The sequence below is a fragment of the Blautia sp. NSJ-175 genome (genome assembly GCF_022867815.1).
GTDB lineage: Bacteria > Bacillota > Clostridia > Lachnospirales > Lachnospiraceae > Blautia > Blautia celeris.
Genome location: NZ_JALIFQ010000003.1, coordinates 169,666 through 195,101, shown reverse-complemented (window position 1 = coordinate 195,101; position 25,436 = coordinate 169,666). Strand labels below are relative to the sequence as shown.

General features: G+C 45.0%; 26 protein-coding genes. 23 read left to right on the top strand and 3 right to left on the bottom strand.

The window, feature by feature from the left end; genetic code table 11:
* The first annotated feature begins 266 nt into the window (after positions 1-266).
* From MUB35_RS06445 to MUB35_RS06420, 6 genes are all read left to right on the top strand, one after another.
* Positions 267-1,259: an ABC transporter ATP-binding protein gene (locus MUB35_RS06445; protein ID WP_227210405.1), complete on the top strand. Its 993-nt coding sequence runs from the start codon at positions 267-269 to the stop codon at positions 1,257-1,259.
* A complete protein-coding gene (locus tag MUB35_RS06440; RefSeq protein ID WP_244805926.1) occupies positions 1,256-2,050 on the top strand; it encodes an ABC transporter permease in 795 nt (264 codons plus the stop codon). The genes MUB35_RS06445 and MUB35_RS06440 overlap by 4 nt, the downstream gene beginning before the upstream one ends.
* Positions 2,051-2,061: 11 nt before the next feature.
* Positions 2,062-2,853, top strand: coding sequence for an ABC transporter permease (locus tag MUB35_RS06435; RefSeq protein ID WP_227242591.1), 792 nt, complete (start codon positions 2,062-2,064; stop codon positions 2,851-2,853).
* A 166-nt stretch (positions 2,854-3,019) separates the two neighbouring features.
* A complete protein-coding gene (locus MUB35_RS06430) occupies positions 3,020-3,736 on the top strand; it encodes a DUF169 domain-containing protein (RefSeq protein WP_244805925.1) in 717 nt (238 codons plus the stop codon).
* A 289-nt stretch (positions 3,737-4,025) separates the two neighbouring features.
* Positions 4,026-4,304: a transcriptional regulator gene (locus MUB35_RS06425; RefSeq protein WP_244805924.1), complete on the top strand. Its 279-nt coding sequence runs from the start codon at positions 4,026-4,028 to the stop codon at positions 4,302-4,304.
* A gap of 38 nt (positions 4,305-4,342) precedes the next feature.
* Positions 4,343-4,762: a HipA domain-containing protein gene (locus MUB35_RS06420; RefSeq protein WP_412240103.1), complete on the top strand. Its 420-nt coding sequence runs from the start codon at positions 4,343-4,345 to the stop codon at positions 4,760-4,762.
* Positions 4,763-4,833: 71 nt separating this feature from the next.
* Here MUB35_RS06420 and MUB35_RS06415 read toward each other — a convergent pair whose 3' ends face one another.
* The 3 genes from MUB35_RS06415 to MUB35_RS06405 all read right to left on the bottom strand — a co-directional run bounded on the left by MUB35_RS06415 (position 4,834) and on the right by MUB35_RS06405 (position 8,136).
* On the bottom strand, positions 4,834-6,084 hold the full coding sequence (locus tag MUB35_RS06415) for a uroporphyrinogen decarboxylase family protein (RefSeq protein WP_118743320.1): 1,251 nt from the start codon (positions 6,082-6,084) through the stop codon (positions 4,834-4,836).
* A 168-nt stretch (positions 6,085-6,252) separates the two neighbouring features.
* A complete protein-coding gene (locus tag MUB35_RS06410; protein WP_033139357.1) occupies positions 6,253-7,203 on the bottom strand; it encodes an AraC family transcriptional regulator in 951 nt (316 codons plus the stop codon).
* A gap of 33 nt (positions 7,204-7,236) precedes the next feature.
* Positions 7,237-8,136: an AraC family transcriptional regulator gene (locus MUB35_RS06405; protein WP_227210401.1), complete on the bottom strand. Its 900-nt coding sequence runs from the start codon at positions 8,134-8,136 to the stop codon at positions 7,237-7,239.
* 240 nt (positions 8,137-8,376) lie between these two features.
* On the opposite strand from MUB35_RS06405, the gene MUB35_RS06400 reads away from it, so the two are divergent.
* From MUB35_RS06400 to MUB35_RS06320, 17 genes are all read left to right on the top strand, one after another.
* The gene (locus tag MUB35_RS06400) at positions 8,377-9,630 is read left to right on the top strand and encodes a dicarboxylate/amino acid:cation symporter (protein ID WP_033139359.1); all 1,254 of its coding nucleotides are present in this window, start codon (positions 8,377-8,379) and stop codon (positions 9,628-9,630) included.
* A gap of 15 nt (positions 9,631-9,645) precedes the next feature.
* Positions 9,646-11,880 (top strand): beta-L-arabinofuranosidase domain-containing protein, encoded by a 2,235-nt coding sequence (locus MUB35_RS06395; protein WP_244805923.1) that lies wholly within the window; start codon positions 9,646-9,648, stop codon positions 11,878-11,880.
* Positions 11,881-12,188: 308 nt separating this feature from the next.
* Complete coding sequence (locus tag MUB35_RS06390) at positions 12,189-13,706, top strand: ATP-binding protein (protein WP_103732395.1); 1,518 nt, start codon at positions 12,189-12,191, stop codon at positions 13,704-13,706.
* Positions 13,707-13,851: 145 nt separating this feature from the next.
* Entirely contained in the window at positions 13,852-14,322 is a 471-nt protein-coding gene (locus tag MUB35_RS06385; RefSeq protein WP_033139362.1) for a MarR family winged helix-turn-helix transcriptional regulator, read from the top strand.
* Entirely contained in the window at positions 14,319-14,504 is a 186-nt protein-coding gene (locus MUB35_RS06380; RefSeq protein ID WP_033139363.1) for a cysteine-rich KTR domain-containing protein, read from the top strand. The genes MUB35_RS06385 and MUB35_RS06380 overlap by 4 nt, the downstream gene beginning before the upstream one ends.
* A gap of 94 nt (positions 14,505-14,598) precedes the next feature.
* Complete coding sequence (locus MUB35_RS06375) at positions 14,599-16,326, top strand: ABC transporter ATP-binding protein (RefSeq protein ID WP_244805922.1); 1,728 nt, start codon at positions 14,599-14,601, stop codon at positions 16,324-16,326.
* On the top strand, positions 16,323-18,176 hold the full coding sequence (locus MUB35_RS06370; protein WP_103731791.1) for an ABC transporter ATP-binding protein: 1,854 nt from the start codon (positions 16,323-16,325) through the stop codon (positions 18,174-18,176). The genes MUB35_RS06375 and MUB35_RS06370 overlap by 4 nt, the downstream gene beginning before the upstream one ends.
* A 106-nt stretch (positions 18,177-18,282) precedes the next feature.
* Positions 18,283-18,951: a putative ABC transporter permease gene (locus MUB35_RS06365; RefSeq protein ID WP_244805921.1), complete on the top strand. Its 669-nt coding sequence runs from the start codon at positions 18,283-18,285 to the stop codon at positions 18,949-18,951.
* The gene (gene ytvI, locus MUB35_RS06360) at positions 18,948-20,033 is read left to right on the top strand and encodes a sporulation integral membrane protein YtvI (protein ID WP_244805920.1); all 1,086 of its coding nucleotides are present in this window, start codon (positions 18,948-18,950) and stop codon (positions 20,031-20,033) included. The genes MUB35_RS06365 and ytvI overlap by 4 nt, the downstream gene beginning before the upstream one ends.
* 22 nt (positions 20,034-20,055) lie before the next feature.
* Positions 20,056-20,691, top strand: a complete 636-nt coding sequence (locus MUB35_RS06355; RefSeq protein WP_244805919.1) for a cytidylate kinase-like family protein — start codon at positions 20,056-20,058, stop codon at positions 20,689-20,691.
* Positions 20,672-22,003 carry an MATE family efflux transporter gene (locus MUB35_RS06350; RefSeq protein WP_033139367.1) on the top strand — a complete coding sequence of 444 codons (1,332 nt, stop codon included), beginning with the start codon at positions 20,672-20,674 and terminating at the stop codon, positions 22,001-22,003. The genes MUB35_RS06355 and MUB35_RS06350 overlap by 20 nt, the downstream gene beginning before the upstream one ends.
* Positions 22,004-22,023: 20 nt before the next feature.
* Positions 22,024-22,230, top strand: a complete 207-nt coding sequence (locus MUB35_RS06345; RefSeq protein ID WP_146051685.1) for a hypothetical protein — start codon at positions 22,024-22,026, stop codon at positions 22,228-22,230.
* A gap of 75 nt (positions 22,231-22,305) precedes the next feature.
* Positions 22,306-22,449 (top strand): hypothetical protein, encoded by a 144-nt coding sequence (locus tag MUB35_RS06340; RefSeq protein WP_156120799.1) that lies wholly within the window; start codon positions 22,306-22,308, stop codon positions 22,447-22,449.
* 87 nt (positions 22,450-22,536) lie between these two features.
* Complete coding sequence (locus MUB35_RS06335; RefSeq protein ID WP_244805918.1) at positions 22,537-23,574, top strand: phosphotransferase family protein; 1,038 nt, start codon at positions 22,537-22,539, stop codon at positions 23,572-23,574.
* A 123-nt stretch (positions 23,575-23,697) separates the two neighbouring features.
* Positions 23,698-24,078 carry a hypothetical protein gene (locus MUB35_RS06330; RefSeq protein ID WP_033139369.1) on the top strand — a complete coding sequence of 127 codons (381 nt, stop codon included), beginning with the start codon at positions 23,698-23,700 and terminating at the stop codon, positions 24,076-24,078.
* Between the two features lie 93 nt (positions 24,079-24,171).
* Positions 24,172-24,756, top strand: coding sequence for a TVP38/TMEM64 family protein (locus tag MUB35_RS06325; protein WP_033139370.1), 585 nt, complete (start codon positions 24,172-24,174; stop codon positions 24,754-24,756).
* 20 nt (positions 24,757-24,776) lie between these two features.
* Entirely contained in the window at positions 24,777-25,421 is a 645-nt protein-coding gene (locus MUB35_RS06320) for a CDP-alcohol phosphatidyltransferase family protein (RefSeq protein ID WP_103731795.1), read from the top strand.
* Positions 25,422-25,436 lie beyond the last annotated feature (15 nt).

Sequence of the window (25,436 nt, the reverse complement as noted above, 5' to 3'; positions counted from 1 at the left end):
GGTTGTTGTATGAATGACTCTTTTGTTGTTGTGCAGATTTATTTTGCTTACACGCAGCAAACCACACCAAAAGGAAAGTGAGGGCACAGCATGTTTTTTTGCTGTGCTTTTTTTCATATACTCATGGTTTTGTTTGCGTACTAATGTAAGCAAAAGGCCATGAGTTTTTTATATAGAAAAGTCGTCTTTATGGCAGAACCTTCGGGACACTGCACAACCGGGAAGAATAAGGGCAAAGGCCTTAAAGATGAGAAAGGAAGATAAATATGAATGTGATAGAAGCAGAGGATTTAACAAAGGTTTACAGAAGGTATATAAAACCGGAGGGAATAAAGGGCAGTCTGAAAGGCCTGTTCCGAAGGGAATATGAAGAAAAGGCAGCAGTCAGCCATGTTGATTTATGTGTAGAGGAGGGCGAATTTATAGGTATGATAGGCCGGAACGGGGCAGGCAAGACGACGTTAGTGAAAATGCTAACAGGTATCATTGCGCCTACCAGCGGTTCCATCCGTGTTTTGGGGTATTATCCAAACAAACTGGAGAAACGTTTCCGGCAGCAGTATGCCCTGGTGATGGGACAGAAGAGCCAGTTGTTTTTCGAGCTGACAGCAGGGGATACCCTTCATCTTTTTAAGGAGATGTACCATTTGTCGGAAAAGGAATATGAAAAGAACAGGGATTATTTTATAGAACTGTTCGGCATCAAAGACCTTATGGATGTGCAGGTAAGAACCCTGTCTTTGGGGGAGAGGATGAAGATGGAACTTCTCGCTGCTCTGCTCCACAATCCTAAAATCTTATTTCTGGATGAGCCTACCATAGGCCTGGATGCGGTGGCAGGCATGCAGATCCGGAAGTATCTGAAGGAAGTGAACCGGGAGAGAAAGACGACGATCCTCTTAACCTCCCATTACATGGAAGATATCAAATCCCTGTGCGGCCGTTCTGTTGTCATCAACCACGGAACAAAGGTATACGATGGCGGCACCGAACAGCTTTTTGAACGTTATCAGAACAATAAAAAGATAACGCTGGTATTTGACAGTCTGACAGAGATCGAGATTCCGGAGGCATTTGCAGGGAAATGCAGGATTCTGGATGACAACGGTTATAAGAAAGTATATGAGATACCAAAAGAGGACTCCGGCGGGATCCTGGAATACTTTATGCGCTATAAGCCCAGAGATATCTCTCTGGATGAGGAGGAAATCGGCAAGGTTGTGGAAAGAATCTATTCAGATGTGAGGGTGAGGGCATGAAAAAATATCTGGAAGTCGCGAAGGTATACTTGAAGGTAAAACTTATGTGGAGGGCGGATCTGATATTCGGCTTTATTTCTATAGTAATGAAAATCATATTTGCTTCGCTGCTTTGGGGTGTGATATTCAGGGACAAGGAAACAGTAGCGGGATTTACGCAGAACAGTATGATGGCTTATTATCTGCTCAGTGCTTTTTTTACACAGATTGATATATCGGAAAAGATAAGCGGGGACATCACATTGGGGATAAGAAACGGGACTTTTACGAAATATATGGCAGTACCTATGGATACCGACAAATATTTTCTGGCTATGGAGGCAGGTTCCATATTGCCCCATATCGTGCTGGATGTGGCGGCAATCTTTCTGATCGGCCTGGTATTTGGGATAAAAATAGACATTACCTCTGATGTTGCTATCATTCTGTGCGCGCTGTTGATTGCTTTTCTGGGATTGCTTTTTATGGCGCAGCTCAGTTATTTTCTGGGGATCCTGACATTTCGGTTTGAGGAAATCTCAACATTTTTAATGATAAAGCAGAATATCATGGCTTTGATCACAGGATCCCTCATACCCTTGGCACTCCTGCCGGAAATGGTCGTGAAATGTATGCAGATCCTTCCTTTTTATTATACAGCCTATCTGCCGTCTATGCTGCTGATCGGGAGAAATGGGGAGGAAGCCGTTGGAGGGGTGTTTGTTATGCTGGGATGGAATTTTGGAATCTGGCTTCTCTCAAGGAATGTTTATAGTAGGTACAGGGTGAAATATGACGGGGCAGGAATATAGGAGGGGCAGTGATGAAAGATAATATAAGATTGATAAAAGCGTTGGTAAAATTAAGATTTGAGAGAGTCATGATGTTCCGCCTTGGTTTTTTTGGGCCGTTTTTCGTGGATGGGAGTTTATTCGTGATACAGCTTCTGGTGTTTCAGGCCATTTACTCAAAGGTGGACAGAATCGGAAATTGGGGGCAGGGGGACATGATACTTTTTATCGGAACATTTTCCCTTATCAATGCTCTCAACATGAGTATTTACTTCTTCGGAGTCAACTCTATACCGGAAAAAATCAGGACAGGGGAGATTGATCTGTATCTGACAAAACCTGTGAGTCCGCTGCTCAGACTGACCTTTGAACAGGTGAATCCCGGGGCTTTGCCGCTTGTTATTTTCAGCATTGCGATCATTCTTTATGGGATAAATGCAGCGGGAGCGGACGTGACTATCAGCAGTGTATCGGGATATGCGGTGTCTGTGGGAATGATGACGGTTTTGTTTTATGAGCTGGAGGTGATCATACGGTCACTGGCATTTTTTACGGTGTCTTCAGATGGAGTCCTGCAGATAGAAATGAGTGGTCTGGATCTGTGTATGCAGATACCGGGGACCGTGTTTTACGGGGCATATAAATTTGTGTTTTATTATGTGCTGCCCTATGGTATCATCGCTACCTATCCGTCTCTGATTCTGTTGGGGAGGTTTTCGTGGAAGATGGCAGCACATGAGGGGATTGTGCTGGCATGTTTTACGATGGTGACGGTTGTGATGTGGAAAACGGGGTTGAGAAGGTATGACAGTGTGAGTTCCTGAGTCATTGAGCTCCTGTTGCATGTGCAGGAAAAATAAGCACAGACAGGCTTACATGCAGCGCCCAAAACAGGTATAATGTAAATATAAGAAGTATGGTAACTATTCAGCCTGCTGGTTAGTTACGGAGCATGTACATTATATTTCAGAGGGAAGGCGGTAAATTTTTATGAAGAGCAAAATGCAAGAGGCGATCAAACTGCAGAGCCACCCCGTGGCAGTTCTGAAATCCCACGAAATGCCCGACGGTGCCATTCATTTTAAGGAGGGCGTATGGGGCTGTGCCATAGCCATGCTGTCGGCTGCGTCAAAGGGCAGGACTGCGGCGTTCTGCGAGGAAACAACCACCTGCCAGGGCGGTAAGGTCGGATTGGGCTTCAAAAGTTTTGAGCCGGGCACCATTGAATATTTTCTTTCCACCGGAGGTGTGGGACCAAAACCGGGCGAATTCTATAAAAAGAGTCCTGAACTGGCCAGAAAATATATAGAGAGCATCCCAAAAGTAAAAGCAAAAAGATATGTCATATTAAAACCACTCAACGATCTTAAGGAGGACGAAAAGCCGGAGGCTGTTGTCTTCCTGGTAAATGCAGACCAGCTTTCCGCCCTTGCAACACTTGCCAACTATGACCGGCCAACCCAGGATAATGTACAGATTAAGTTCGGTGCAGGGTGTGCACAGGCGGTTCTCTATGCTCTGAATGGTGAGGAGGAGGGAAATGGAAAATGTACCATTGGCCTCACTGACCCGTCGGCGCGCAAATGTGTCAGCAAGGAGCTGCTGTCCTTCAGCATTCCGTATCACAGGTATCTGGAGATGGAGGAACAGGTGGAGGAGAGTTTCCTGACGAAGGAGACCTGGCTGCGCTTGTCAGAGAGGATATAAAAAATAACCGTTTATATAGAATACAGGAAAGGGAGAAAGTGATTAGTGTAAAAGAGGGGCGTTCGGATGAACGTTCCTTTTTGTCGGATTTTTTCAGCAAACTCTACGGGTTTGTACAAGTATACTGCCCGACGGTCAGTTTTTTTGCATTGGATAAAAATCGAGTATATGATATAATAGATAATATATTATCTAAAAAGACTAAAATAATTAAAAAATGGCTAATATAATATCTATAATAAATTATGTTTCGTAGTATCTGCAATTAAGATATGGTCAGGAGGCCGGAATGGAAAAGTTTATATGGGAGACTGCAGAGGAAATTAATGAAAATTTAGCAAAACGTATAAGAAATATCAGAAGAAGACGCAGAATATCCCAGGAGCGTCTCAGTGAGATCAGTGGTGTAAGTTTGGGTTCTGTCAAAAGGTTTGAATCTACTGGCAATATATCGCTGCTCTCTCTTACCAGAATTTCTATAGCACTTGATCTGGCTGATGAGATAAGGAATATATTTGCGGAGGTCCCTTATCAAAGTATAGAGGAGGTTATTCATGACAGAAAATAAATGTTTGAAAGTTTGACCGCGGAGCGTCCAGAGTGCATATGTGTACTGCGGCAGCACTTTTAGAACTGGATTTTACGCAGCCCAGCCTGGATTATCACAGTTTGATGAAACTGACAAAAATAATTACCAGGGACAGCCCGGAAGATATAGAGAATATGTATCGCAGAATGTGCTTTAATGTATTTGCTCATAACCGGGATAACCATTCTAAGAATTTCACATATTTGTACGATGAGAATAAGGAAAAATGGTGTCTTAGCCCTGCATATGATCTGACTTACAGCAGTACCTATTATGGGGAACATACAACAACTGTTGATGAAAATGGATCAGATCCGGGCATGAAAGAATTGATAAAGGTAGGGACGAAAGCAGGAATGAGCAGGAATAAATGCAGAGAGCTTGCAGAAGAAATCCAGGAATGTGTGAATCAGATGCTTGGGAAATATAGAATATGATGCAGGGAAACATGGAAGTGAAGAGAGGTATGGCGGCAAGGTGCCATACCTCTCTTTGGATACTTTATATGTCAATATTTCCCATAAGTCTTAACCGCATCAAACATAGCAAGCACATTCTCATGCTTCACCCCATAATCAATGGTCGTATTCACATCAAAGATATATCCGCCGTCCGGAGCACAGACATCCAGAAGGCGTTTGACCGCGTCTGTCACCTGTTCCGGTGTTCCTGTCTCCAGGATTCTTCCGTCAAATCCGCCGGAGATACAGCAGTTCTTTCCGACGATCCGTTTTGCCTCCTTCATATCACAGTTTTCAAAGTGCACCAGGCACTTTCCGGCGGGAAGCTCTGACAAGAATTCAAGCCGGGAATCATATTTTCCTTCTGTGTAGACGTAGGGAATCTGTCCGGCAGCAGCCAGATCATTTACCAGAGCCTTTAAAGTCGGCCAGTAAAATTCTCTGTACTGCTCATTTCCCATAAAACCGTCAAGCCCTTTGTGCAGAGGAATGAAGACCACTTTTCCCTTGGAAGTTTCGGCCTGGGAAAGCGCTCCATATAAGGTGCCGGGGTAGAAGAAGTCAATGGCTTTATGGACATTCTCCGGCTGTTCGTACAGATCGGCCATGGTATCCAGCGTACCTCTGAGACAGTCGCTTAACATGTCAAAGGCACAGGTAGTGGTGGCTTTGAAAAAGAGGGGATAGCCGGCCTCCATCATTTCCGCGTCAAAGTTATGGGCCTCCCCGTAATACCGGGAGATCATTTTGGCGGCGTCCCCCAGTTTTATGAACATCTCAGCAATTTCCGGGTCTGCAAACTGCATCATTCCGGGGAGAGCGCCGTATCCCAGCATTCCGCCGAAGGACATCTTTGCCATAGGCTCCAGCAGTTTAAAATTCCTGGGAAGGTATTTCTTCATGATCCAGCCGGTCAGGTCTGTCAGAAGCTCTGAATATTCATCATCGCCCAGATACGCCTTCTCCACAAATTGATGGATGGAATTTTCGGTACAGACGCCGCCCTGCTGTCCGGCCCACTGCAGGAACGTGATTCCTGTCAGCTCAAAGCAGCGCCCGAGTCCGCAGAAAAACGGGGAGTAGCCATAGTTGGCATCCGGTTCGTAATCCTTCAGATATTGGCGGAGTGCGTTCTGCATGACCGCCGAATCATACATGGCCTCCGCCATGGTGTGGCCGGAATGAGTAACGGAATAGGTCTGGACAAAGGGTATTACAGGTACACGGTCAGGTTCCTTTACCGCAAGTGCCTCGTCGATTCGTTTCATTCTTTGCTGGTACTGTTCTGTAGTGCTCATATACAATCCTCCTTTGTATAGCACAATAATTGTTCATACTTTTATTGTATCACAAAAGAAAAGGATTGACTGCTTTATTTGTATTAAATAAATATTCAGAAAACATCTGCCGTATCATCACTGCCGATAAAATGATATACCGGTATTTTTCAATATTATACCGGAAGTTTACCAGCCGTTTTCAAGATATATATCGAAATCTTTCAATTGCCGTTCCTGCCCCGCGTATTTTTCCCTCCATTGTTTTGGGGAGTCCCCCATATATTTCTTGAAATTCCTGTTGAATGTAGATTCCGATGTAAAGCCGGATTTTGAGATGATCTCATGAATGGAGCAGTCTGTGCTGCGCATGGAGTCAGCGGCATTCAGGATTCTTATCTTATTGATATAGTCAAGAGCAGAGGTATTCATAAATGCCTTGAAAATTTTTCTGAAATACGTCTCACTGATGCTGCAGGCATCAGCCAGGTCCTGAATCCTGATTGGGGACTGATAATGGCTGCGGATGTAATCAAGTGCCGGTTTGATCTGGCTTACATTCTCCACATCCAAAGGCTTACTGCGGGATAAAAGCGCGTCATCCATCTCAGAAGATGTCAGCCGGGCAATCCTCATGAGCAGGGAAAATACCATGCCTTTTACGATATATGTATTGTATTCCTTCTGCACCAGCATTTCGTGGAGAATGATACGAAAGGCAGCGGCAATTTCCGGATATTCTTTTGCATGGATAAAATGCGCCTTCTGTGTGATCAGTTTTTTCATATAATTCAGTCTGGATTTATCATTTCCATAGACGGGTTCCAGACATTTGTCTATGTCTATGAAGAGGTATTCCCAGGTGATGATACTGCCGGGAATGCTGTCTGTGGAATGGGGATAATTGGGAGGGATTACGGAAATCATATGGGATTCGATTTTGAGGGCCTGATCGCCCAGCAGCAGATTTCCGTTCCCGTTATAACAGTAGCCGATTTCCATCAGATTATGAAAATGAAGGCATGCGGTCCGTGTCCCGACGCAGTTCAGCCAGTTGTTCCCGGTCAGAAAATATATGGGAAGCTGAGGCAGAGTGTCGTAATATCTGAATTCTACTTTTGGTTTTTGCGTATTGTCCATAATGTGCTTCTTTCTATTGATTTACAGATTCTATTAAACATGGCGTTCGTGGTTCAAACGGTATTCAAGGGCTGTCATGCCTGTCACCTTCTTAAATTGTTTGGAAAAATAAGCAGGGTCTGAATAGCCCACATTTTCGCCAATGATATTTACATGGAGCTGTGTAGTGCCAAGCAGCTTCTGGGCCTCCTCAATGCGGATCCTTGTGAGAAGCTGAAGCGGAGTCAGCTGGTATTTTTTCTTTATGCAGCGCGTGATGTATGCCGGATGGAAAGAAAACTGCCGTGACAGTTCCGTCAGACTGAATGGCTGCCGGTAATTGGCACACAGATACTCATAAATCTCTTCTGCCAGTGTTTTCTCTCTTGGCTGGTCATTGCAGCTGCAGATGAGTGCCAGTATATTCATAAAGAGAATCTGGTATTCAATCTGGGATGATACAGAGTCAAAAAATAATTTCTGCTGATTGTATCTGTCAATTTTTACAAGGGAAATCTGGTCCAGATATCCCAGAAGCTTTTCTCTGTATCCCTCCGGAATCAATCCAAACTGCGGGAGAGAGACGTGGAACTGCTCTTTCTGGTAATATTTATTTTTGTTCATTTTGTCACTTAGATTGACAGCCGGGGCATCTGAGTAGGAAAAAGCTCCCTCTGTATAGAAATGCACCCAGGAAAAAACAGTATCTTCCGTGCAGTGACGGTATCCCATATGGGTTCGTTCCGGTACCAGAATCAGGAATTCTCCTTCCTGCACGGTAAACTGCTTCCCCTTCTCTTCCATATATAGAACACCTTCTCTTACATAGATCAAATCAAAAGTATTGTGGATCATTCGCCGTTCATGGCGGTCCCCCTTGCGGTAAATGGACATTCCGCCCACGATCAGATGCGGCAGAGGCGGACAGGTAAAGTGGATGTACATAGTGTTCATGACCTTTCGTTAAAATAAGGGTTTCTTCGCCCGTATGACAACATTTATTGTATGATTTTATCATTTGTTCCAGAGAAAAACAAGAAATAATCAATTTTGTTATATAAATCAGGTTTGTATTGTCATATAAAAGGTCATATTCTGCCATTTTCCTGTCGAAAATGTCATACTATAATAAGTCCATCAGCAAAAGCCAAGACGGAAAACAAAAAAGATAATATTTCAGGAGGTCAATTTATTATGGAGAAGTCACAGGCGAAATGGAAAACAATTTTAAAGAACTACAAGTTTTCCATCATTTTATTGATGGGTGTGGTAGTGGGAGCGCTGCTGGGCGTGTTTCTTGGTGAGAAGGCAGGCGTTCTGCAGCCGCTGGCAGATATTTTTCTGAATATGGTATTCTGCCTGATCGTACCAGTAGTATTTGTCTCAATCGCAAATTCTATTGCAAACATGGGGAATCTGAAAAAGCTGGGAAAAGTCCTGGGAGTTTTCTTTGCAGTGGTAGTGGGAGGGGGAATCATCACTTCAGCCCTTGGCATTATCGCGGTTCAGATCTTTGACCCTGCCAAGGGTGTGAGTGTGGTCTTTGATGAGGCTGTGGATGCGGGAAACACTTCGCTGAATCTGGTAAATCTCTTCACTACCTCTGATTTTGTGGATCTGCTGTCTATCAACAACATGATGGCACTGATTGTATTTGCCATTCTCTTCGGTATTTCCGTTGCCTGTATTGGGGAGAAGGGGAAACCGGTGGTCACATTGTTTGAGGCGTTAAGCGAAGCCCTTGGTAAGATGGTTTCTATTGTAATGTTCTATGCTCCGGTGGGCATTGCCTGTTATTTTGCTACACTGATCGGAAAGACAGGCAGTCAGATCATCGGTTCCGTGGCGAGAATGTCAGTGATCTATGTGGGATTCTGTATTCTGTTTTTTGTGGCATTTGGAATCATTATGCCGTTTCTGGGAGGCGGGAAAGAAGGTCTCTGCAGATACTGGAAAGAAATCTGGCTTCCTGCCGCAACCGCAGCCGGTTCCTGCAGCAGTACAGCCTGTATTCCTCTGAATCTGTTGGCATCTAAGAAAATGGGAATCCCGGATGAGGTCAGCAGCCTTGTCATCCCCCTTGGGGCAAGCATGCACAAAAACGGTGTCATTGCAGTACAGATAGTAAAAATAGCGTTTCTTCTGGGGGTCTTCCATATGGAAATGGGACCGCAGGAGATGGTGAAAGCAGTTCTGGTGGCAGTTATCAGCGGCATCATTGTGGGAACCATACCGAGCGGCGGTTTCATCGGTGAAATGTTCATATGTACAGCATTTGGCTTCCCCACAACGGTCATTCCCGTTATTGTCATCATGGGGACCCTGACAGACCCGTTCTGTACCATGGTAAGTGTATCAGGTGACCCGGCCCTTGCCATGCTGGTGGCTAAAATTGTAGAAGGCAGAGACTGGGTGAAGGCAAAAGTGTTCACACCGGCAGAGGTATAAATTTCAGGAGGAAATATGACAGAGACAGAAATTGTAAAAAAAGATTTGGAAGAGATTTACATAGGGAATCTGAATACCGTGGACGCGGATCTGAAACTGCCTTTAAAGGGGAGAAACGGCTCTTCTTTTCAATGGGAGTCAAAGGAGATTCTCTTTATCAGCCATGACGGAAAAGTGACAAGGCCCACCTTTGGCGTCGGCAACAGAAAAGTGACCCTGCAGGTAGAAGCAAAATACCTGGGAAGCAGAGCAAGCCGGGTTTTTGAAGCCACTGTTCTGGAGGAACCCAGAAAAGTCCGGGTCAAAGAGATAAAAAAAGTGATTGTCCATGCAGAGCCGGGAAAAAGGGCAGAGCTGCCTCCCGTTGTCATTGTACTGGAGGAAAACGGGGATGCCGTCACACTTCCTGTTATGTGGGATGCGTACGAACCGAAAAAGGAAGAAGGAATCCTGTGCGTATGCGGCGCAGCGGAAGATACGGAGAAAAAAGCGCTGGCGGAAATCCACTATGAGAAGAAGAAAAGTGTGGAAAATAAAGTCCGGGATAAAGAGATTCTGGTTTCTTTTCCGGCAGGAAGTGTAACCTTAAAGCCGGGAAGTATGTTTTATGAAGCCCAGGAGAAGATGGCAGAATTCCTGAAGAAAACAGACGATGACCAGATGCTGTATAATTTCCGCGCGGCAGCCGGACTGGATACAAAGGGCGCCCAGCCTATGACCGGCTGGGACGCACCGGAGTGTAATCTGAAAGGGCATACCACAGGACATTATTTATCCGCACTCGCCCTTTCCTACAGCGCTTCCGGGGATGAAGTGCTGAAAAAGAAAATGGATTACATGGTATCCGGCCTGTTCCACTGTCAGAAGGCGCTGGAAGAAAAGGGATGGCATAAAGGTTTCCTCAGCGCATACGGGGAGGAGCAGTTCGACCTTCTGGAGGAATACACCACATATCCCACCATCTGGGCGCCGTACTATACTTTGGATAAGATCATGTCGGGTTTGTACGACTGCTGTACCCTTGGAGAAAATCATCAGGCGCTGGAGCTTCTGCAGCGTATGGGGGACTGGGTGTACGAAAGGCTTTCTGTTCTGACAAAGGAACAGCGTGACAGGATGTGGTCCATGTACATTGCAGGTGAATTCGGAGGAATGATCGGAATCCTGGTAAAACTGTATGAGAAAGCCGGGAAGGAACGTTATTACAGGGCAGCGGAATATTTCCGCAATGAGAAATTGTTCTATCCCATGGCGGAAAATGTGGATACGCTGAAGGATATGCATGCCAACCAGCATATTCCCCAGATTATCGGCGCGCTGGAAATGTATAAGGCTAAGGGTGAGACGCGGTATCTGGACATTGCCCGGAACTTCTGGGATATGGTTACAAAAGGCCATGTCTACACCATCGGCGGGACCGGTGAGACAGAGATGTTCCATATGGCCGGTCATCTCACAGACTATCTCACAGACAAGTCAGCGGAGAGCTGTGCCAGCTACAATATGCTGAGACTGACCTCCGGGCTGTTTCGTATGAAGCCTGCGGGCAGCAGGATGGATTACTATGAGAATACTCTCTGCAATCATGTTCTTTCATCCATGAGCCATGCATACGACGGAGGAACCACCTATTTCATGCCCCTTCGTCCGGGCGGACAGAAGGAGTTTAGCACAGAGGAAAATACCTGCTGCCACGGAACAGGGCTGGAGAGCAGATTCCGGTATATGGAAGATATTTATATGGATAGTCAGGAGTCTGTGTATATCAATCTCTATATCCCGTCTGTTTTGAAAACAGATAAAATCCATATAGAACAGACAGAAGAAACCTGCGGAGTTATCCGCTTTACAGTCAGGATATATGGGGATAAAGAGGCAGCATTTCGTGTGCCCGGGTGGACAGACGGTTTTGAGATCCGGATAGGGGAAGAAATCTACAGGGAGGCGGCAGCGGACGGCTATATCCATATCAGAAGAAACTGGAATCAGGAAACGACCGTTATAGTCCGTGAAATCTATACCATGAGAGAAATCGTATCCCCGGACAACCGGAAGTTTAGAAGTCTGGCATACGGACCGTATATACTGGCAGAGGTTTCAGAGGAAGAGGCGTTCCGACCGCTGCCGGATCTGCAGAAAATGAGAAGGACGGAGAATGGAAAGTGTCTGGAGTTTACCGAGGGACAGCGCAGGTTTGTTCCTTTGGCTGAGATAGACCATGAAAAGTATCATGTGTATTTTATGAAATAATGAAACAGGTAAGAGATACAGGCCGCCGGGAGAGATTCCGGCGGCCTGTAATTTGTACACAGAAATGGCAGTACCTTTTTATGCAAAGTGTGCCGGCACAGACGTGATTCCGGAAAAATCATCAGGTGTTTACAGATGGATCATTGGAACAGAAGAGTAAAATTACAAAATAATGGGGTAAATATACGAACAAATATTGAAAATACAAACAAAACTTTCAAAATAAACTTGATAAATCATCCGTAATATGGTATTATAAATCCATAAAATAAGAACAAATGTTCTGTATTGCGAAAGAGGGGGATTTGATGTTACCGGAAGAGTTAAGGGAACTGGCTGCAAAAGTCCGGGCACAGAGGGCAGAGGCGCAGTTTCTGGAAGTGAAAGCTGCAAAAGACGGCTGTCCGAAAAGGCTTTATGATACATTATCCGGCTTTTCCAATCAGGACAGCGGAGGTATCCTGATTTTCGGTCTTGATGAGAGAGCGGCATTCCGGGCGGTGGGTGTATATGATCTGCATGATCTGCAGAAGAAGGTGACAGAGCAGTGCAATCAGATGGAGCCGCCGGTCCGGGCTGTATTTACATTTGCGGAATACGAAGGTGTAAACATATGTTCCGCAGAGATTCCTGCCATTGACCTTGCAGAACGTCCCTGTTACTATAAGGGCGCCGGTAAAGTAAAAGGCGCATATATACGGGTTGGAGATGCGGACCTTCCCATGACGGACTATGAGATCTACAGCTATGAGGCATACCGTAAGCACGTGCATGATGATGAGCGTACTGTGGAGAGAATCCCGGTTTCCATGCTGGAACAGACAAGGCTGGAACGTTTTTTGAACGATAAGAAGGCAGAGCGTCCGCAGTTTTCTCTCCTTCAGGAGCCACAGATGCTGGAGATGCTCAATGTGACCAGAGGAGGCATTCCCACTCTGGCCGGGATTATGAATTTTTGCATCTATCCCCAGGGTATATTTCCTCAGTACAGCATAACCGCGGTCGTGGTACCGGGCTATGAGATTGGGGACGTGGGTGAAGACCTGGAGCGCTTCATGGACAACAGGAGAATCTGCGGAACAATCTCCGAGATGGTGGAGGAGGCTGTGGGTTTCTGTAAGCGCAACATGAAAGTAAAGACCATCATTGACCCGGATACCGGCAGGCGGAGGGATAAGGCCGAATATCCTCTGAACGCAGTCAGGGAAGCTGTTTTAAATGCCCTGATCCACAGAGATTACAGTGAGCATACAGAGGGGACTCCAGTGCAGATCGACTTTTTTAAAGACCGCCTGGAGATCCATAGCCCGGGAAACCTGTACGGCAGGATGACAGTAGAGCAGCTTGGCGTGGCCCGGCCTGACCTGCGCAATCCGGCCCTGGCAGTCATGGCGGAGAGCCTGACCGGAGCGGAGAACCGTTATTCCGGTATCCCCACGATCCGCAAGGAAATGGCAGATGCCGGTCTGCCTGACCCGGTCTTTGAGAACCGGCGCAATGAATTTGTTGTGACCCTCTATAACGGTACTGTCAGCTACCGCAGTGTGTCATCAAAACCTTCGGTAGTCATGGAAAGTGCATTGTATGCTGTGAACGGCCCGGATACGGAAGAGATGCCGGGGGAGAAAAGCGTACAGGATTTACTGAAATTCTGCGCACAGCCAAGGTCAAAGACAGAGATCGCAGAGTTTATGGGCGTAAAAACTTTGTATTATGCCATGAAAAAATATGTGAATCCGCTTTTGAGAAGCGGGAAGCTGGTCATGACTCTGCCGGAGAAGCCACAGAGTAAGCTGCAGAAGTATTATGCGGCGGGGAGGGGATGAACCTCCAGAGCCGCATCTATGCAGATACAAATAAAAAATATTATAAATATTCTAAAGCTTTTATGAAACCTATTGACAAAATCCCGTTTCGGACTTATGATTATTAAAATCCGAAACGGGATTTTGAGCTGTAAAGGAGGAAAAAATGAACAACAATGTGAAAGAACAATTGGCAGCTTTAAATCAGCTTGACAGAAAGCAGGGAGAATTATACCATCGTTTTGCTGTCCGCTTGGGGATTTCTGATACAGCATTTTGGGTTTTGTACAGCCTTTGCGAATCAGATGAGATTTATACACAAAACAGCCTTGCAGAGTTGTGGTGCATTCCGAAACAGACAATCAACTCAGCGATCAATGTCCTTGTAAAAGCCGGCTATGTACAGCTTGCCCCGATACAGAAAGCGCGTAACAGCAAATCTATACATTTAACAGAAAAGGGAAGTGAATTTTGCAGGGAAATGATCCTGCCGTTGTTTATTGCTGAGCAGAAAGCATTTTCAAGGTTGTCAGAGACAGAACGGGATACGGCAGTTGCCCTTTCTGAAAAGCATCACCTATTCCTCAAGGAGGAGCTGGGGCATCTGTTGGAATGCGGAAAAGGGGGATCGGAATGAGAGAGCAGTGGCTTCTATGCCCCTTTTGTAAAAGTAAAACAAGATTAAAGATACAGGAAAATACAGTGCTGCAGAATTTTCCTCTATTTTGTCCGAAGTGTAAGCAGGAAGCCCTGATTACCGTGAAGCAATTTAAAATGTCTATTATCAAAGAGCCAGACGCGAAGACGCAGAGCCGATAACTACGATTTTTATTCGTGGTTATCGGCTCCTTTTTATTTATGACAATAGAAAATTCGCTGGGGCGTGCTTTCTATTGACGAACAGGAGGTTACAATGAAGAAACTATTATATTTTTTGAGGCCGTATAAAAATAAACTCCTGCTTATGATAGGATTGCTGTTTATACAGGTCATGGGAACCCTATATATCCCGACACTCACCGCAGATATTGTAAATAACGGCATTGTGACAGGGGATCTGGATCATGTGTGGAAAACAGGCGGGTTTATGCTGCTGACCGCTGTGGTTACTGCGGTATTTTCCGTTCTCGGGACATATACATCCACATATATATCCACCAGCATGGGGTGTGATATCCGTGGGGCCTTATTCCGGAGAGCACAGGAGTTTTCTATCAATGACTTTAACAGGTTCGGCGCGGCATCCTTGATCACACGGAGCACCAATGATGTGACACAGATACAGGTGGCCTTCTCCATTATTGTTGAAATGCTGCTTCCTGCCCCATTTATGACGATTGCCGGATTGATCCTGGCATTTTCAAAAAACAGGCTGCTGGCATTCACGATTCTTGGCTTTATGATAGCGATCATTGTTTTTGTTGTCATGATGGGTAAAAAAGTCATCCCTATATTTGACAGTCTGCAGGTCCTGCTGGATAAGATCAACCGGACTGTCAGAGAAAGCATTATCGGGGTCAGGGTGATCCGTGCTTTTAATCGCACCGGATATGAAAAAATGCGCACGGATAAAACTTTCCAGGAGTATGCCGCAACAGCTATTAAAGCAAATAAGATATTTGCAGTCATGATACCATTTGTCATGGTGCTTATGAATGTCTGTACACTGGTGATCATCTGGGTCGGCGGCAGTCAGGTGGCGAGAGGCGGTATGGAGATCGGAGATATTATGGCGATCATTGAATATGCTATGCTGACACTTATGTATCTGCTGATGGGAGTTGCCGTATTTATCTTCATTCCCCGCGCCCAGATCTGTGCGAACCGTATCACGGAGGTATTGGAAAACAGACCGGAGCCGGCAGCAAGTATTGTGCAGATTAGCGAGGGAGAAGCAGACGCGGCTGTGGAATTCAGAAATGTGACATTCCGTTACGCGGGAGCAGAGGAAGTGGTACTGCAGGATATAAACTTCACTGTAGAAAAAGGAAAGACAACAGCAGTTATAGGCAGTACCGGTTCGGGAAAATCTACGATCGCCTGCCTTCTGATGCGGTTTTATGATATTGAGAATGGGAATATTTTGATCGACGGAAAAGATGTGCGTGAATATCCGCAGGAGGAGCTGCGTGACAAAATCGGTTACGTGCCGCAGAAAGCCTTTCTTTTCAGCGGGACGATCGCGGATAATCTGCGTCATGGAAAAAAAGACGCAACAGAAAAGGAAATGTACCATGCTGTGAAGACCGCTCAGATCGACGACTTTATCACAAATCTGGAAAAAGGGTTGGAATCTCCGGTCTCTCAGGCTGGGAGTAACTTTTCCGGAGGGCAGAAGCAGCGGCTTTCTATTGCAAGAGCACTCATAAGGAAACCGGAGATTTTTATTTTTGACGACAGTTTTTCAGCGTTGGATTTTAAAACGGATGCCCGTCTGCGTAAGGCACTGAAACAGGAGGTGTCAGAAAGTGCGGTCATCATTGTGGCCCAGCGGATCAGTACGATCCTGAATGCCGATCAGATCATTGTGTTGGATGAAGGAAAGATCGTCGGCAAGGGTACACATAAAGAATTACTTGAGAACTGCCCGGTTTATCAGCAGATAGCCAGGTCACAGATGAGTGAGGAGGAATTGGCATGATAGAAGAAAAAGGAGCTATGGACGTACAGAACAATACCGATTCCCTGGGAGAAGGAATGACAGCAGACCGTGCGCAAAATATCAAGGGTACATTAAAACGTTTCTTCAAGGATTTGATGAAGCAGAAGGGAAAGATTATTTTCACATTTATCTGTCTGGCTGTTTCCGCTGTGTGTACGATTTTAACACCGACACTGATCGGCCGGGCGATTAACCGGATTTTTGACGGAGTGCAGAATGCAAGGGCCATTGGCGGGATATTTACTGTAAACCTTATATCCATGGGCAACATTATGTTCGTCATCCTGGTATTGTATCTGCTTGGGGCGCTTTTTAACTACATTCCACAGTATATTTTAGCCGGCGTATCGCAAAAACTGACACTCTCTCTGCGGGAATCCATAAGCGGGAAACTGAACCGGCTTCCGCTTCGGTATTATGACACGCACAAAAAAGGCGATATTCTGAGCCGTGTGACCAGTGACCTTGAAAAAGTGGCGGATACACTGCAGGAAGGGCTGACACAGTTTATCTCTGCGGTGATCACGATCACCGGCGCATTCGTAATGATGCTTTCGATCAGTCCTTCTTTAACACTGGTTGCATTACTCACCATAATTGTGAGCATGACGGCTGCCGTTTTGATCTCCATGAAGACAAACCGCTATTACGCAAAAAATCAGTCTGCACTTGGAGAATTGAATGCCAATATCGAGGAATCTTTTACAGGCAACAGCCTGATCAAGGCATTTAATCTGCAGGAAGAGATGATAAAGAACAATGATGAGCTGAATGAAAAATTGAGGAAGACTTCTTTGAACGCGCAATTTATTACCTATGCCATCAACCCTCTGATCCGCCTGTTGGGACAGATTGGTTATGTGGTCATAGCTGTCCGCGGAGCCATGTCCGTGATCAGCGGCACAATCTCTATTGGTGAAGTACAGGCTATTTTCCAATATATAAACCAGATATCCGAACCGGTCACGGAGATGTCCTATACACTCAACAGCCTGCAGGCAGCAATCGCTTCCGTAGAGCGGGTTTATCAGATCGAAGACGAGCTGGAGGAATTACCGGATGCAACCAACGAGGTCTTGCTTCCGACTCCCCGGGGAAATGTTTCTTTTGAGCAGGTACGGTTTGGATACAGCGATGACAAAATCCTGATGGAAAATATTGATTTCCGGATACAGGCAGGCAGTCAGATCGCTGTTGTGGGACCGACGGGAGCTGGAAAAACAACGCTTGTCAATCTGCTGATGCGGTTCTATGAATTGCAGGGCGGCAGGATCACCATTGATGGTGTCAACATCAGGGACATGAACCGAAAAGAGCTGCGTTCTATTCTTGGAATGGTATTGCAGGATACCTGGCTGTTTAATGGCACGATCGCCGAGAATATAGCCTATGGATATGAGGATGCTTCGATGGAAGAAATCATAGGGGCTGCGAAGGCAGCCAGAATCGATCATTTTATCCGTACTCTGCCCCAGGGATATCAGACCATCTTAGATGATGAACTGACGGGCATCTCTGTGGGCCAGAAACAGCTGATGACAATTGCAAGGGTGATTCTTGCCAACCCGGCCATTTTAATTTTGGATGAAGCAACATCCAGCGTGGATACACGGACAGAAGTTGAGATCCAGAAAGCCATGAATCATCTGATGAAAGGGCGGACCAGCTTTGTCATTGCACACCGCTTGTCCACTATCCGGGATGCGGACCTTATTTTAGTGATGCGGGAAGGAACGATCATCGAGCAGGGCACCCATGAGGAGCTGCTCGCCCGCAATGGCTTTTACGCTGAACTGTATCAAAGTCAGTTTGCCGCACAATCCGTTTAGGAGCTTTGGATAGGTGATGATGCGCATATGCGGAAAATATATCCGAGCATGATGGCTGCCCGTCAGGCGGACAGAGGGTACAAAAAACAGGAAAGGAGGCGTTTTGATGAAGCAGAATACCATGACAAAACCTATTGCTTATGAGAATATGTTTTGGCTGTTTATGATCGGCAGTGTCTTAGGCGTGATTCTGGAAGGTATCTGGTGTCTGATCCGGACGGGACATTGGGAGACCCATGTGGTTTCCATGTGGGGACCGTTTTGTATTATCTATGGTTTTGGAGCAGTCGGGCTTTATCTGGGATCTGTCCGGTTAAAAAATAAAAGCCTGATAACGCAGTTTCTGGTATTTTCCCTGATTGCCGCTGTGTTTGAGTATGCCTGCAGCTGGGTTCTGGAATATTGGCTCCATATGAAAGCCTGGGATTACAGCAGGCATTTTCTGAATATCGAAGGCCGGGTAAGTCTTAAAATGACTGTTTTGTGGGGGGCACTGGGAATTGTTTTCTCACGATGGTTAGTACCGGTGATCGATAAGATGTTTGACAGGATGCAGGCGAAATTTTGGAAAGCGGCCTGTATCTTCATGAGTGTATTTATGGCTGTTAATCTTTCCCTGACAGCCATGTGCCTGGTCCGCTGGAGAGACCGCCATGAAGGGATAACGCCAAAAAACCGTGTGGAACGGGTTATTGATGAGACATATGATGACAATAAAATGGAAAAAAGATTTTGCGAATGGAGCTTTATGGACGGAAAGGAGCGTGCTTATTGAAAGAACAGAGGAATGACCGTCAGCAGACGGAACAACAGCGGGGGTTCATAACGAAATTCGTTTATTGGGCAATCATAGCCATAATTACATACGGTATCATAAAATATGCATTACCCGTTTTATCCCCGTTTTTGATCGCGGGAATCATAGCTTGTCTTTTAAACCGCCCGATCTGTATGCTGTCAGAAAAAACGCATCTGAAAAGACCCTTTATCTGCATTCCTGTTGTGGTACTGTTTTTCATAATCATAGGGATTTTGTTTGGAGCCGCAGGAGGTAAAATTGTGGAGGGAATGAAAGAAACTGCAGACGCTCTGCCATCGCTGTTTACGGAAGTCGTTTTTCCGTTTTTAGAGGCCGCAGCAGATAAACTGGATGGACTGCTGGCAGTGCCTGGTCCGGATGCAGGAGAGATTTTTTCTGTCCTTATGCAGTCAATGGGAAAAGGGATCACGGCTGCATCGGGTTTTCTTTTTAAAATGATTGCGGGAGCTGCATCTGTAATCCCATCCTTATTTTTAAAGACGATCATAACGATCATTGCCACTGTTTTCCTTACGATTGATTTTGAAAGGATAAAAACATTTATCATACGCCAGATTCCGGACAGCAAACGTCAGATTTTCAAAGAGGCACGTTCTTTTTTTGGCGGAACGATTTTAAAATGCCTGGTCTCTTATATAGCAATCTTTGGCATCACTTTTCTGGAGCTTGCGTTGGGATTTACGTTTCTGAGAATCCCACATGCCATTCTGCTTGCCGCACTGGTTGCCGTTGTGGATATTTTACCGGTTTTAGGAACAGGGACTGTACTGCTGCCGTGGGGAGTTCTTTCATTGGTCATGGGGGATTATGGAATCGGAACAGGTATCCTTCTACTCTATCTCGTTATAGCTATCGTAAGAAATACCATAGAGCCAAAACTTGTGGGAAAACAGATGGGTCTGCATCCTATGGTTACCTTTGCAGGTATGCTGCTCGGTTTAAAATATTTCGGATTTTTAGGTATGCTTGGTGTACCGCTGTTTTTTGCATTTTTATACCGGTTAAATGAAAAAGGGATGATTGCTTTTATTAAATAAACTGAACACAGGAGGAAATAATATGAAAACAATAACAGTGAGCCGTGAGTTTGGAAGCGGCGGCAGGGAACTGGGAAAACGTCTGGCAGATGTTCTCGGTGTCGCTTATTATGACAAAGAGATCATCAGCAAAATTGCGGAAAACCTTAAGCTGGATGAACAGTATATCGAAAACCATCTGGAAAGAGATTTTACTGTGAACTTTCCGTATACCTTTCGGTGTAGTTTCAGCACACCGTTTTATGCCATGAATCAGGTAGTGGATATGCTGGTAGAACAGCACAAAATTATCCGTACCCTTGCAAAAAGGGAAGACTGCGTGATCGTAGGCAGAGGCGCAGACACTGTACTTCATGATATGGGGCCATACAACATTTTTGTATATGCGGATATGGCTGCAAAAAAGGAACGCTGCCGGAATCGGGCATCTCCGGGCGAAACACTGTCTGAGCGCGAACTTGAACGCAGGATCAGGCAGATAGATAAAGCCCGGGCGGCAAGCTATGACCTTGTTTCCGGGTACCCGTGGGGGGATAAGAGAGCTTATCATCTCTGTGTCAATACCACTGGTCTTGATATCCCCCAAATTGTGCCGCACCTGGCGGCTTTTGTAAAAATCTGGTTTGAAAGGAAAGATCATGGCGATTCAATTATCTGATCATTTTGATTATAAAAAATTATTAAAATTTGTATTTCCATCTATCATTATGATGGTATTTACCTCTATTTACGGTGTGGTGGACGGTCTGTTTGTATCCAATTTTGTCGGAAAGACTGCTTTTGCCGCTATAAATCTGATCATGCCGGTTGATATGATCTTTGGTGGTGTCGGTTTTATGCTGGGGACAGGCGGAAGCGCTCTGGTCGCCAAAACACTGGGAGAACAAAAACGGGAAAAAGCAAACCGTTATTTTACCATGATGGTCTGGATAACAGTCATCTCAGGCGCTGTTCTCTCCATAATCGGAATCGCAGTCATGCGTCCGGTAGCAGTCTGGTTAGGGGCAGACGGAGGTATGCTTCCCAATTGTGTACTCTACGGCAGGATCATGATGGGCTTCAGCATTTCCTTTATGCTCCAGAACGCGCTTCAGGGATTTCTGATCACGGCGGAGAAACCAAATCTCGGTCTGGCGGCGACCGTAGCGGCAGGTGTGACCAATATGGCATTGGATGCCCTGTTTATCGTTGGTTTCAAATGGGGAGTAGCAGGTGCGGCTATTGCCACAGGGCTGAGTCAATGTGTGGGGGGCCTGATCCCACTCATTTATTTCCTGCGGCCCAATACCAGCCTTCTCCGCCTGACAAGAACCAAGTTGGAGGCAGTTCCTATCGTCAAAGCCTGTGCAAACGGCGCATCCGAAATGGTATCGAGTGTTACTTCATCCGTCGTGGGTATCTTCTATAATTTTCAGCTGCTGAAATATGCCGGAGAAAATGGCGTCGCCGCTTACGGTGTTCTCATGTATGTTCAATTTATTTTTGCCGCTGTCTTTATTGGATATTCTATGGGATGCGCGCCGGTCATCAGCTATCACTATGGCGCTGATAACCATGCAGAACTAAAGAATCTGTTCCGAAAAAGCATCATCCTGATGGGGGCGATTGGGGGAGGTATGGTCGTGGCGGCGCAGATTTTTGCCCTTCCGCTTTCCGATATCTTTGTGGGATACGATATGACACTCTTTAAGATGACGGTTCATGCCCTTCGGATTTCCACCATATCATTTCTGATCGTGGGATTTAATATTTTTGCGTCTTCCTTCTTTACTGCCCTCAACAACGGTGGTGTGTCGGCAGCGATTTCTTTCCTGCGGACATTTATCTTCAAGCTTGCCGCGGTATTGTTTCTGCCTGTTTTACTTGGTCTGGACGGCATATGGTGGGCGGATGTCACAGCGGAAATTTTTGCGTTTGTAATCTCACTTTTCTTTTTGATCAGGGAAAGAAAGAAATACCATTATATGTAATAGCAGAAAGGATGTTTATCATGAAAAAGAGTACCAAAATGTTATTGATCGGAGCAGGGATCACCGCTCTTGGATTTGCCGCCTATTCATTTTTTAAAGAGTTGGTTTCAGACACAGTGGAGTCCGAAGATCTTGACTGGGTAAATGCCACAGCAGAAGCAGCCGGACAGTCGAAGGCAGGTCAGGAATATTATTCCTATCACTCCGGGTTAAAGAGAAGTGAATGAGGATGGAGGTAACGTTTAAAGCTTGAAATCCTATGGATGCAGCAAATGACTATGCAAAGCAGCGGAGGTGTTGTTATGAAGTTTGTTGACAATAAGAAAAAGTACAGTTTGTTAAAGTTGGGTGCTGTAGTAATTGCTGCACTTGTAATATTAGATATAATCGGCAGGAAATATGAAAAAAGATATTTTACAGTGCCGATAAAACTGAGGATCAAATAAAGAAGAGAGGGTGCAGCATCTGTATCAGGATTAAGCCGATCATGCATGGGTTTAAAAGGAATAAAATAAGTTGGAGGTTGAAGATTAGTGAAGACTGTGACGAAGAACGTATTCACAAGAAAGCAGATTCGCAGACTGGTCAATAAGCATTTTCCCGGTGCGGAGATCACTTCAGTCAGGACATTAAAAGGCGGTACATTTAATACCCTTTATCAGATCGAAGGAACCGGCGGCCTTGAAAAAGGAGTGGTCTTAAAAACAAGCCCCATAGAATCTGTTGGGGTTCCGAATCATGAGAAGGATATTTTGCGTGCTGAGATCTATGCCTATCAATTATTGAAACATGTGAAAATCCCGATTCCAAAGATATATGTCTACGACTTTTCCAGGAAAGTTATTCCCTGTGATTATTTTATTATGGAACGGATAAAAGGAAAGTCCTGGTATGAACTCTGGCCCGGGAAAAATCCGGAACTTATGAGGGCACTTGGACGTTACACAGCGAGAATACATAGTGTGGAATATGATTGGTTCGGAGATATAAACCATGCTTTTGCAGGACGCTTCTCTACATGGGGCAAGGCTTTTACCTTTATGGTAGATGATGTTTTGTACGAGATCAGTAAGCAGGGGGGAAAACTGCCCTACAAGGAAATAAGGTCAGCAATATATTCCAGAAGGGAATTGTTAGATACGGTAAAAACCCCCGTGTTAGTGAATTTCGATATGTGGGCAGGAAACGTGTTTCTGAGTCAAAAGCGGACGTCTTCCATTTCCGCGATCATTGATTTTGAACGAAGCTTTTTTGGTGATCCATTGGCTGCTTTTGTATCTGCTTTGTTTATATACGATGATGTGGAAAAAGAGACGGATTTTATAGCTGGCTACAATGAGGTGAGCAAACGACCGCTAATCCTTACATCCGGGGACCGTGAAAAGATGATCCTGTATGAAATGCTGCTGTATCTTCGCAGTTACTGCGAAACCCAGCGTTATAATTTCTGGATGCGTAACATCCAGCGATTGAGTATCCAATCATTAATTCTATATGATTTGAGAAGACTGAAGAAATTATCTATGAAAAATCGGAGAACAGTTTCAAATCATAAAAACCATATTCAATGATAAATGTAACTTTAGATTTATTAAGAAGTTTTTTAGGAATGGTTAAGATTTTTTGATGATACTTAAGATAGTAACGAAACACAGTTACATATCATAAAATCCAATGCGAAAGGAGCAAAACAAATGAATGACAGCAAAAAAGCAAGGAATGGAATCTTAAAGAGAGGACTTGTACTCAGTGTAGTATGTATCATGGCACTTGGTATGGTAGCCTGCGGGGGAAAGGATAAAAATGCAGCACCCCCTCAGCCGGGAGTAAAGAACGAGTCCGCCCAGCCGGAGACAAAGAACAGGTCCAATTCGTCTGCTGACGAAAAGGAACAGGATAGCAAGAAAACACCACAGAAAAAAAACAGTACCGGTGTACAGAAGGACAGGGAGAAAGATACTGAAACAAAGAAAAAAACACAGTCAAAACAAGATAAGGATAAAAAGAATAGCGATACGAAAAAATCGAACATAGCAAATAAAAATGATTCTGTAAAGGACAAAAGTAATAATTAAAAGGAAACATGATGGGCTGTACAGGAGTGTACAGCCCATTTCATCCTTAATACATTAAGAAAGAAATATCCAAAATGGAGGTGATGCACAAAAATGAATATAGATGATTCAAGCGGTAAGAAGAAATGGATAACCGCTTTTCTGCTCCTGATGTGTCTGGCTTTCTGTGCCGCCCTTTTTAAAGCTTATCTGGACGGCAGGTTTCATTCTGTAGAAACGCTGCAGCGGTATATTGCAGGTTTTGGGCTTCTGGGTCCCGTTATATTGACCGGGATTCAGGCGGTACAGGTGGTGCTGCCAGTATTGCCCGGATTCTTGGGGTGTATTGTAGGCGCTGTTCTTTTTGGATGGATGGGAGGGTTCTGGTGTAACTATATCGGAATATCCGCAGGTTCTGTCATCGCTTTCTGGCTGGCCAGAAAATATGGCAAAGATTTGGTTTCCCGGATGTTTCCCGGAAAACGATATGAAAAATGGGCCACTTGGGCAGCAGAGAGCAGATTCTATACAATTGTGCTGTTTCTCGGTATGGTACTGCCATTATTTCCAGATGATTTTTTTTGTTATTTTACCGGTATAACAAGAATGACTGCCCGCAAATTTACTGCGATTATCATATTTGGCAAGCCGTGGTGTATCCTGGCATATAGTTTGATATTCTCAACGGTTGTATCATAAGGAATGAAAGAGGTGGAAAAATGGAGGAAAAGAAACGGTTATGCGGCTATTATAATTATACAGTCGTGTTGACCTATCTGGGAATGCTGATAGGATTTGTAGGTATTACGTATACGATGGAAGGGGCATACAGGCAGGCAGTCCTCTGTCTTATGACCGCGGGGGTATGCGACATGTTTGACGGTACAGTGGCAGCTACAAAACAAAGGAGTGTCAGAGAGAAAAGGTTCGGAATTCAGATTGATTCCTTGAGCGACCTGATCTGTTTTGGGGTGCTTCCTGCATTATTTACATATAACATCAGCGGGAAGAGGTATTCCGGCCTGTTGGCAGGGTGCCTTTATTTGTTATGTGCATTGATACGGCTGGCTTATTTTAATGTCCTGGAGGAAGAAAGGCAGCAGGGAGAAACCGAAAAACGTCAGTGGTATCTGGGACTTCCTGTGACCTCCTCTGCATTGATCCTGCCGGCTTTTTATGCCATGGAGAATGGCAGGGGACCGGCTGCAGGAGGAATGGTCATAACAATTTCGATGCTGATGGCAGCTGCATTTGTGCTTCCGATAAAGATTAAAAAACCATATCTTTTTGGTAAAATAGGGCTTGTTACTGCAGGATTGATTGAATTTATTGTATTGCTAATGGGATTGGGAATGGAAGTATAAAATAAAAGAATAAAT

Coding starts and splice junctions, on each gene's coding strand:
- MUB35_RS06445 (WP_227210405.1), top strand. CDS start 267: ATGAATGTGATAGAAGCAGAGGATTTAACAAAGGTTTACAGAAGGTAT.
- MUB35_RS06440 (WP_244805926.1), top strand. CDS start 1,256: ATGAAAAAATATCTGGAAGTCGCGAAGGTATACTTGAAGGTAAAACTT.
- MUB35_RS06435 (WP_227242591.1), top strand. CDS start 2,062: ATGAAAGATAATATAAGATTGATAAAAGCGTTGGTAAAATTAAGATTT.
- MUB35_RS06430 (WP_244805925.1), top strand. CDS start 3,020: ATGAAGAGCAAAATGCAAGAGGCGATCAAACTGCAGAGCCACCCCGTG.
- MUB35_RS06425 (WP_244805924.1), top strand. CDS start 4,026: ATGGAAAAGTTTATATGGGAGACTGCAGAGGAAATTAATGAAAATTTA.
- MUB35_RS06420 (WP_412240103.1), top strand. CDS start 4,343: ATGTGTACTGCGGCAGCACTTTTAGAACTGGATTTTACGCAGCCCAGC.
- MUB35_RS06415 (WP_118743320.1), bottom strand. CDS start 6,084: ATGAGCACTACAGAACAGTACCAGCAAAGAATGAAACGAATCGACGAG.
- MUB35_RS06410 (WP_033139357.1), bottom strand. CDS start 7,203: ATGGACAATACGCAAAAACCAAAAGTAGAATTCAGATATTACGACACT.
- MUB35_RS06405 (WP_227210401.1), bottom strand. CDS start 8,136: ATGAACACTATGTACATCCACTTTACCTGTCCGCCTCTGCCGCATCTG.
- MUB35_RS06400 (WP_033139359.1), top strand. CDS start 8,377: ATGGAGAAGTCACAGGCGAAATGGAAAACAATTTTAAAGAACTACAAG.
- MUB35_RS06395 (WP_244805923.1), top strand. CDS start 9,646: ATGACAGAGACAGAAATTGTAAAAAAAGATTTGGAAGAGATTTACATA.
- MUB35_RS06390 (WP_103732395.1), top strand. CDS start 12,189: ATGTTACCGGAAGAGTTAAGGGAACTGGCTGCAAAAGTCCGGGCACAG.
- MUB35_RS06385 (WP_033139362.1), top strand. CDS start 13,852: ATGAACAACAATGTGAAAGAACAATTGGCAGCTTTAAATCAGCTTGAC.
- MUB35_RS06380 (WP_033139363.1), top strand. CDS start 14,319: ATGAGAGAGCAGTGGCTTCTATGCCCCTTTTGTAAAAGTAAAACAAGA.
- MUB35_RS06375 (WP_244805922.1), top strand. CDS start 14,599: ATGAAGAAACTATTATATTTTTTGAGGCCGTATAAAAATAAACTCCTG.
- MUB35_RS06370 (WP_103731791.1), top strand. CDS start 16,323: ATGATAGAAGAAAAAGGAGCTATGGACGTACAGAACAATACCGATTCC.
- MUB35_RS06365 (WP_244805921.1), top strand. CDS start 18,283: ATGAAGCAGAATACCATGACAAAACCTATTGCTTATGAGAATATGTTT.
- MUB35_RS06355 (WP_244805919.1), top strand. CDS start 20,056: ATGAAAACAATAACAGTGAGCCGTGAGTTTGGAAGCGGCGGCAGGGAA.
- MUB35_RS06350 (WP_033139367.1), top strand. CDS start 20,672: ATGGCGATTCAATTATCTGATCATTTTGATTATAAAAAATTATTAAAA.
- MUB35_RS06345 (WP_146051685.1), top strand. CDS start 22,024: ATGAAAAAGAGTACCAAAATGTTATTGATCGGAGCAGGGATCACCGCT.
- MUB35_RS06340 (WP_156120799.1), top strand. CDS start 22,306: ATGAAGTTTGTTGACAATAAGAAAAAGTACAGTTTGTTAAAGTTGGGT.
- MUB35_RS06330 (WP_033139369.1), top strand. CDS start 23,698: ATGAATGACAGCAAAAAAGCAAGGAATGGAATCTTAAAGAGAGGACTT.
- MUB35_RS06325 (WP_033139370.1), top strand. CDS start 24,172: ATGAATATAGATGATTCAAGCGGTAAGAAGAAATGGATAACCGCTTTT.
- MUB35_RS06320 (WP_103731795.1), top strand. CDS start 24,777: ATGGAGGAAAAGAAACGGTTATGCGGCTATTATAATTATACAGTCGTG.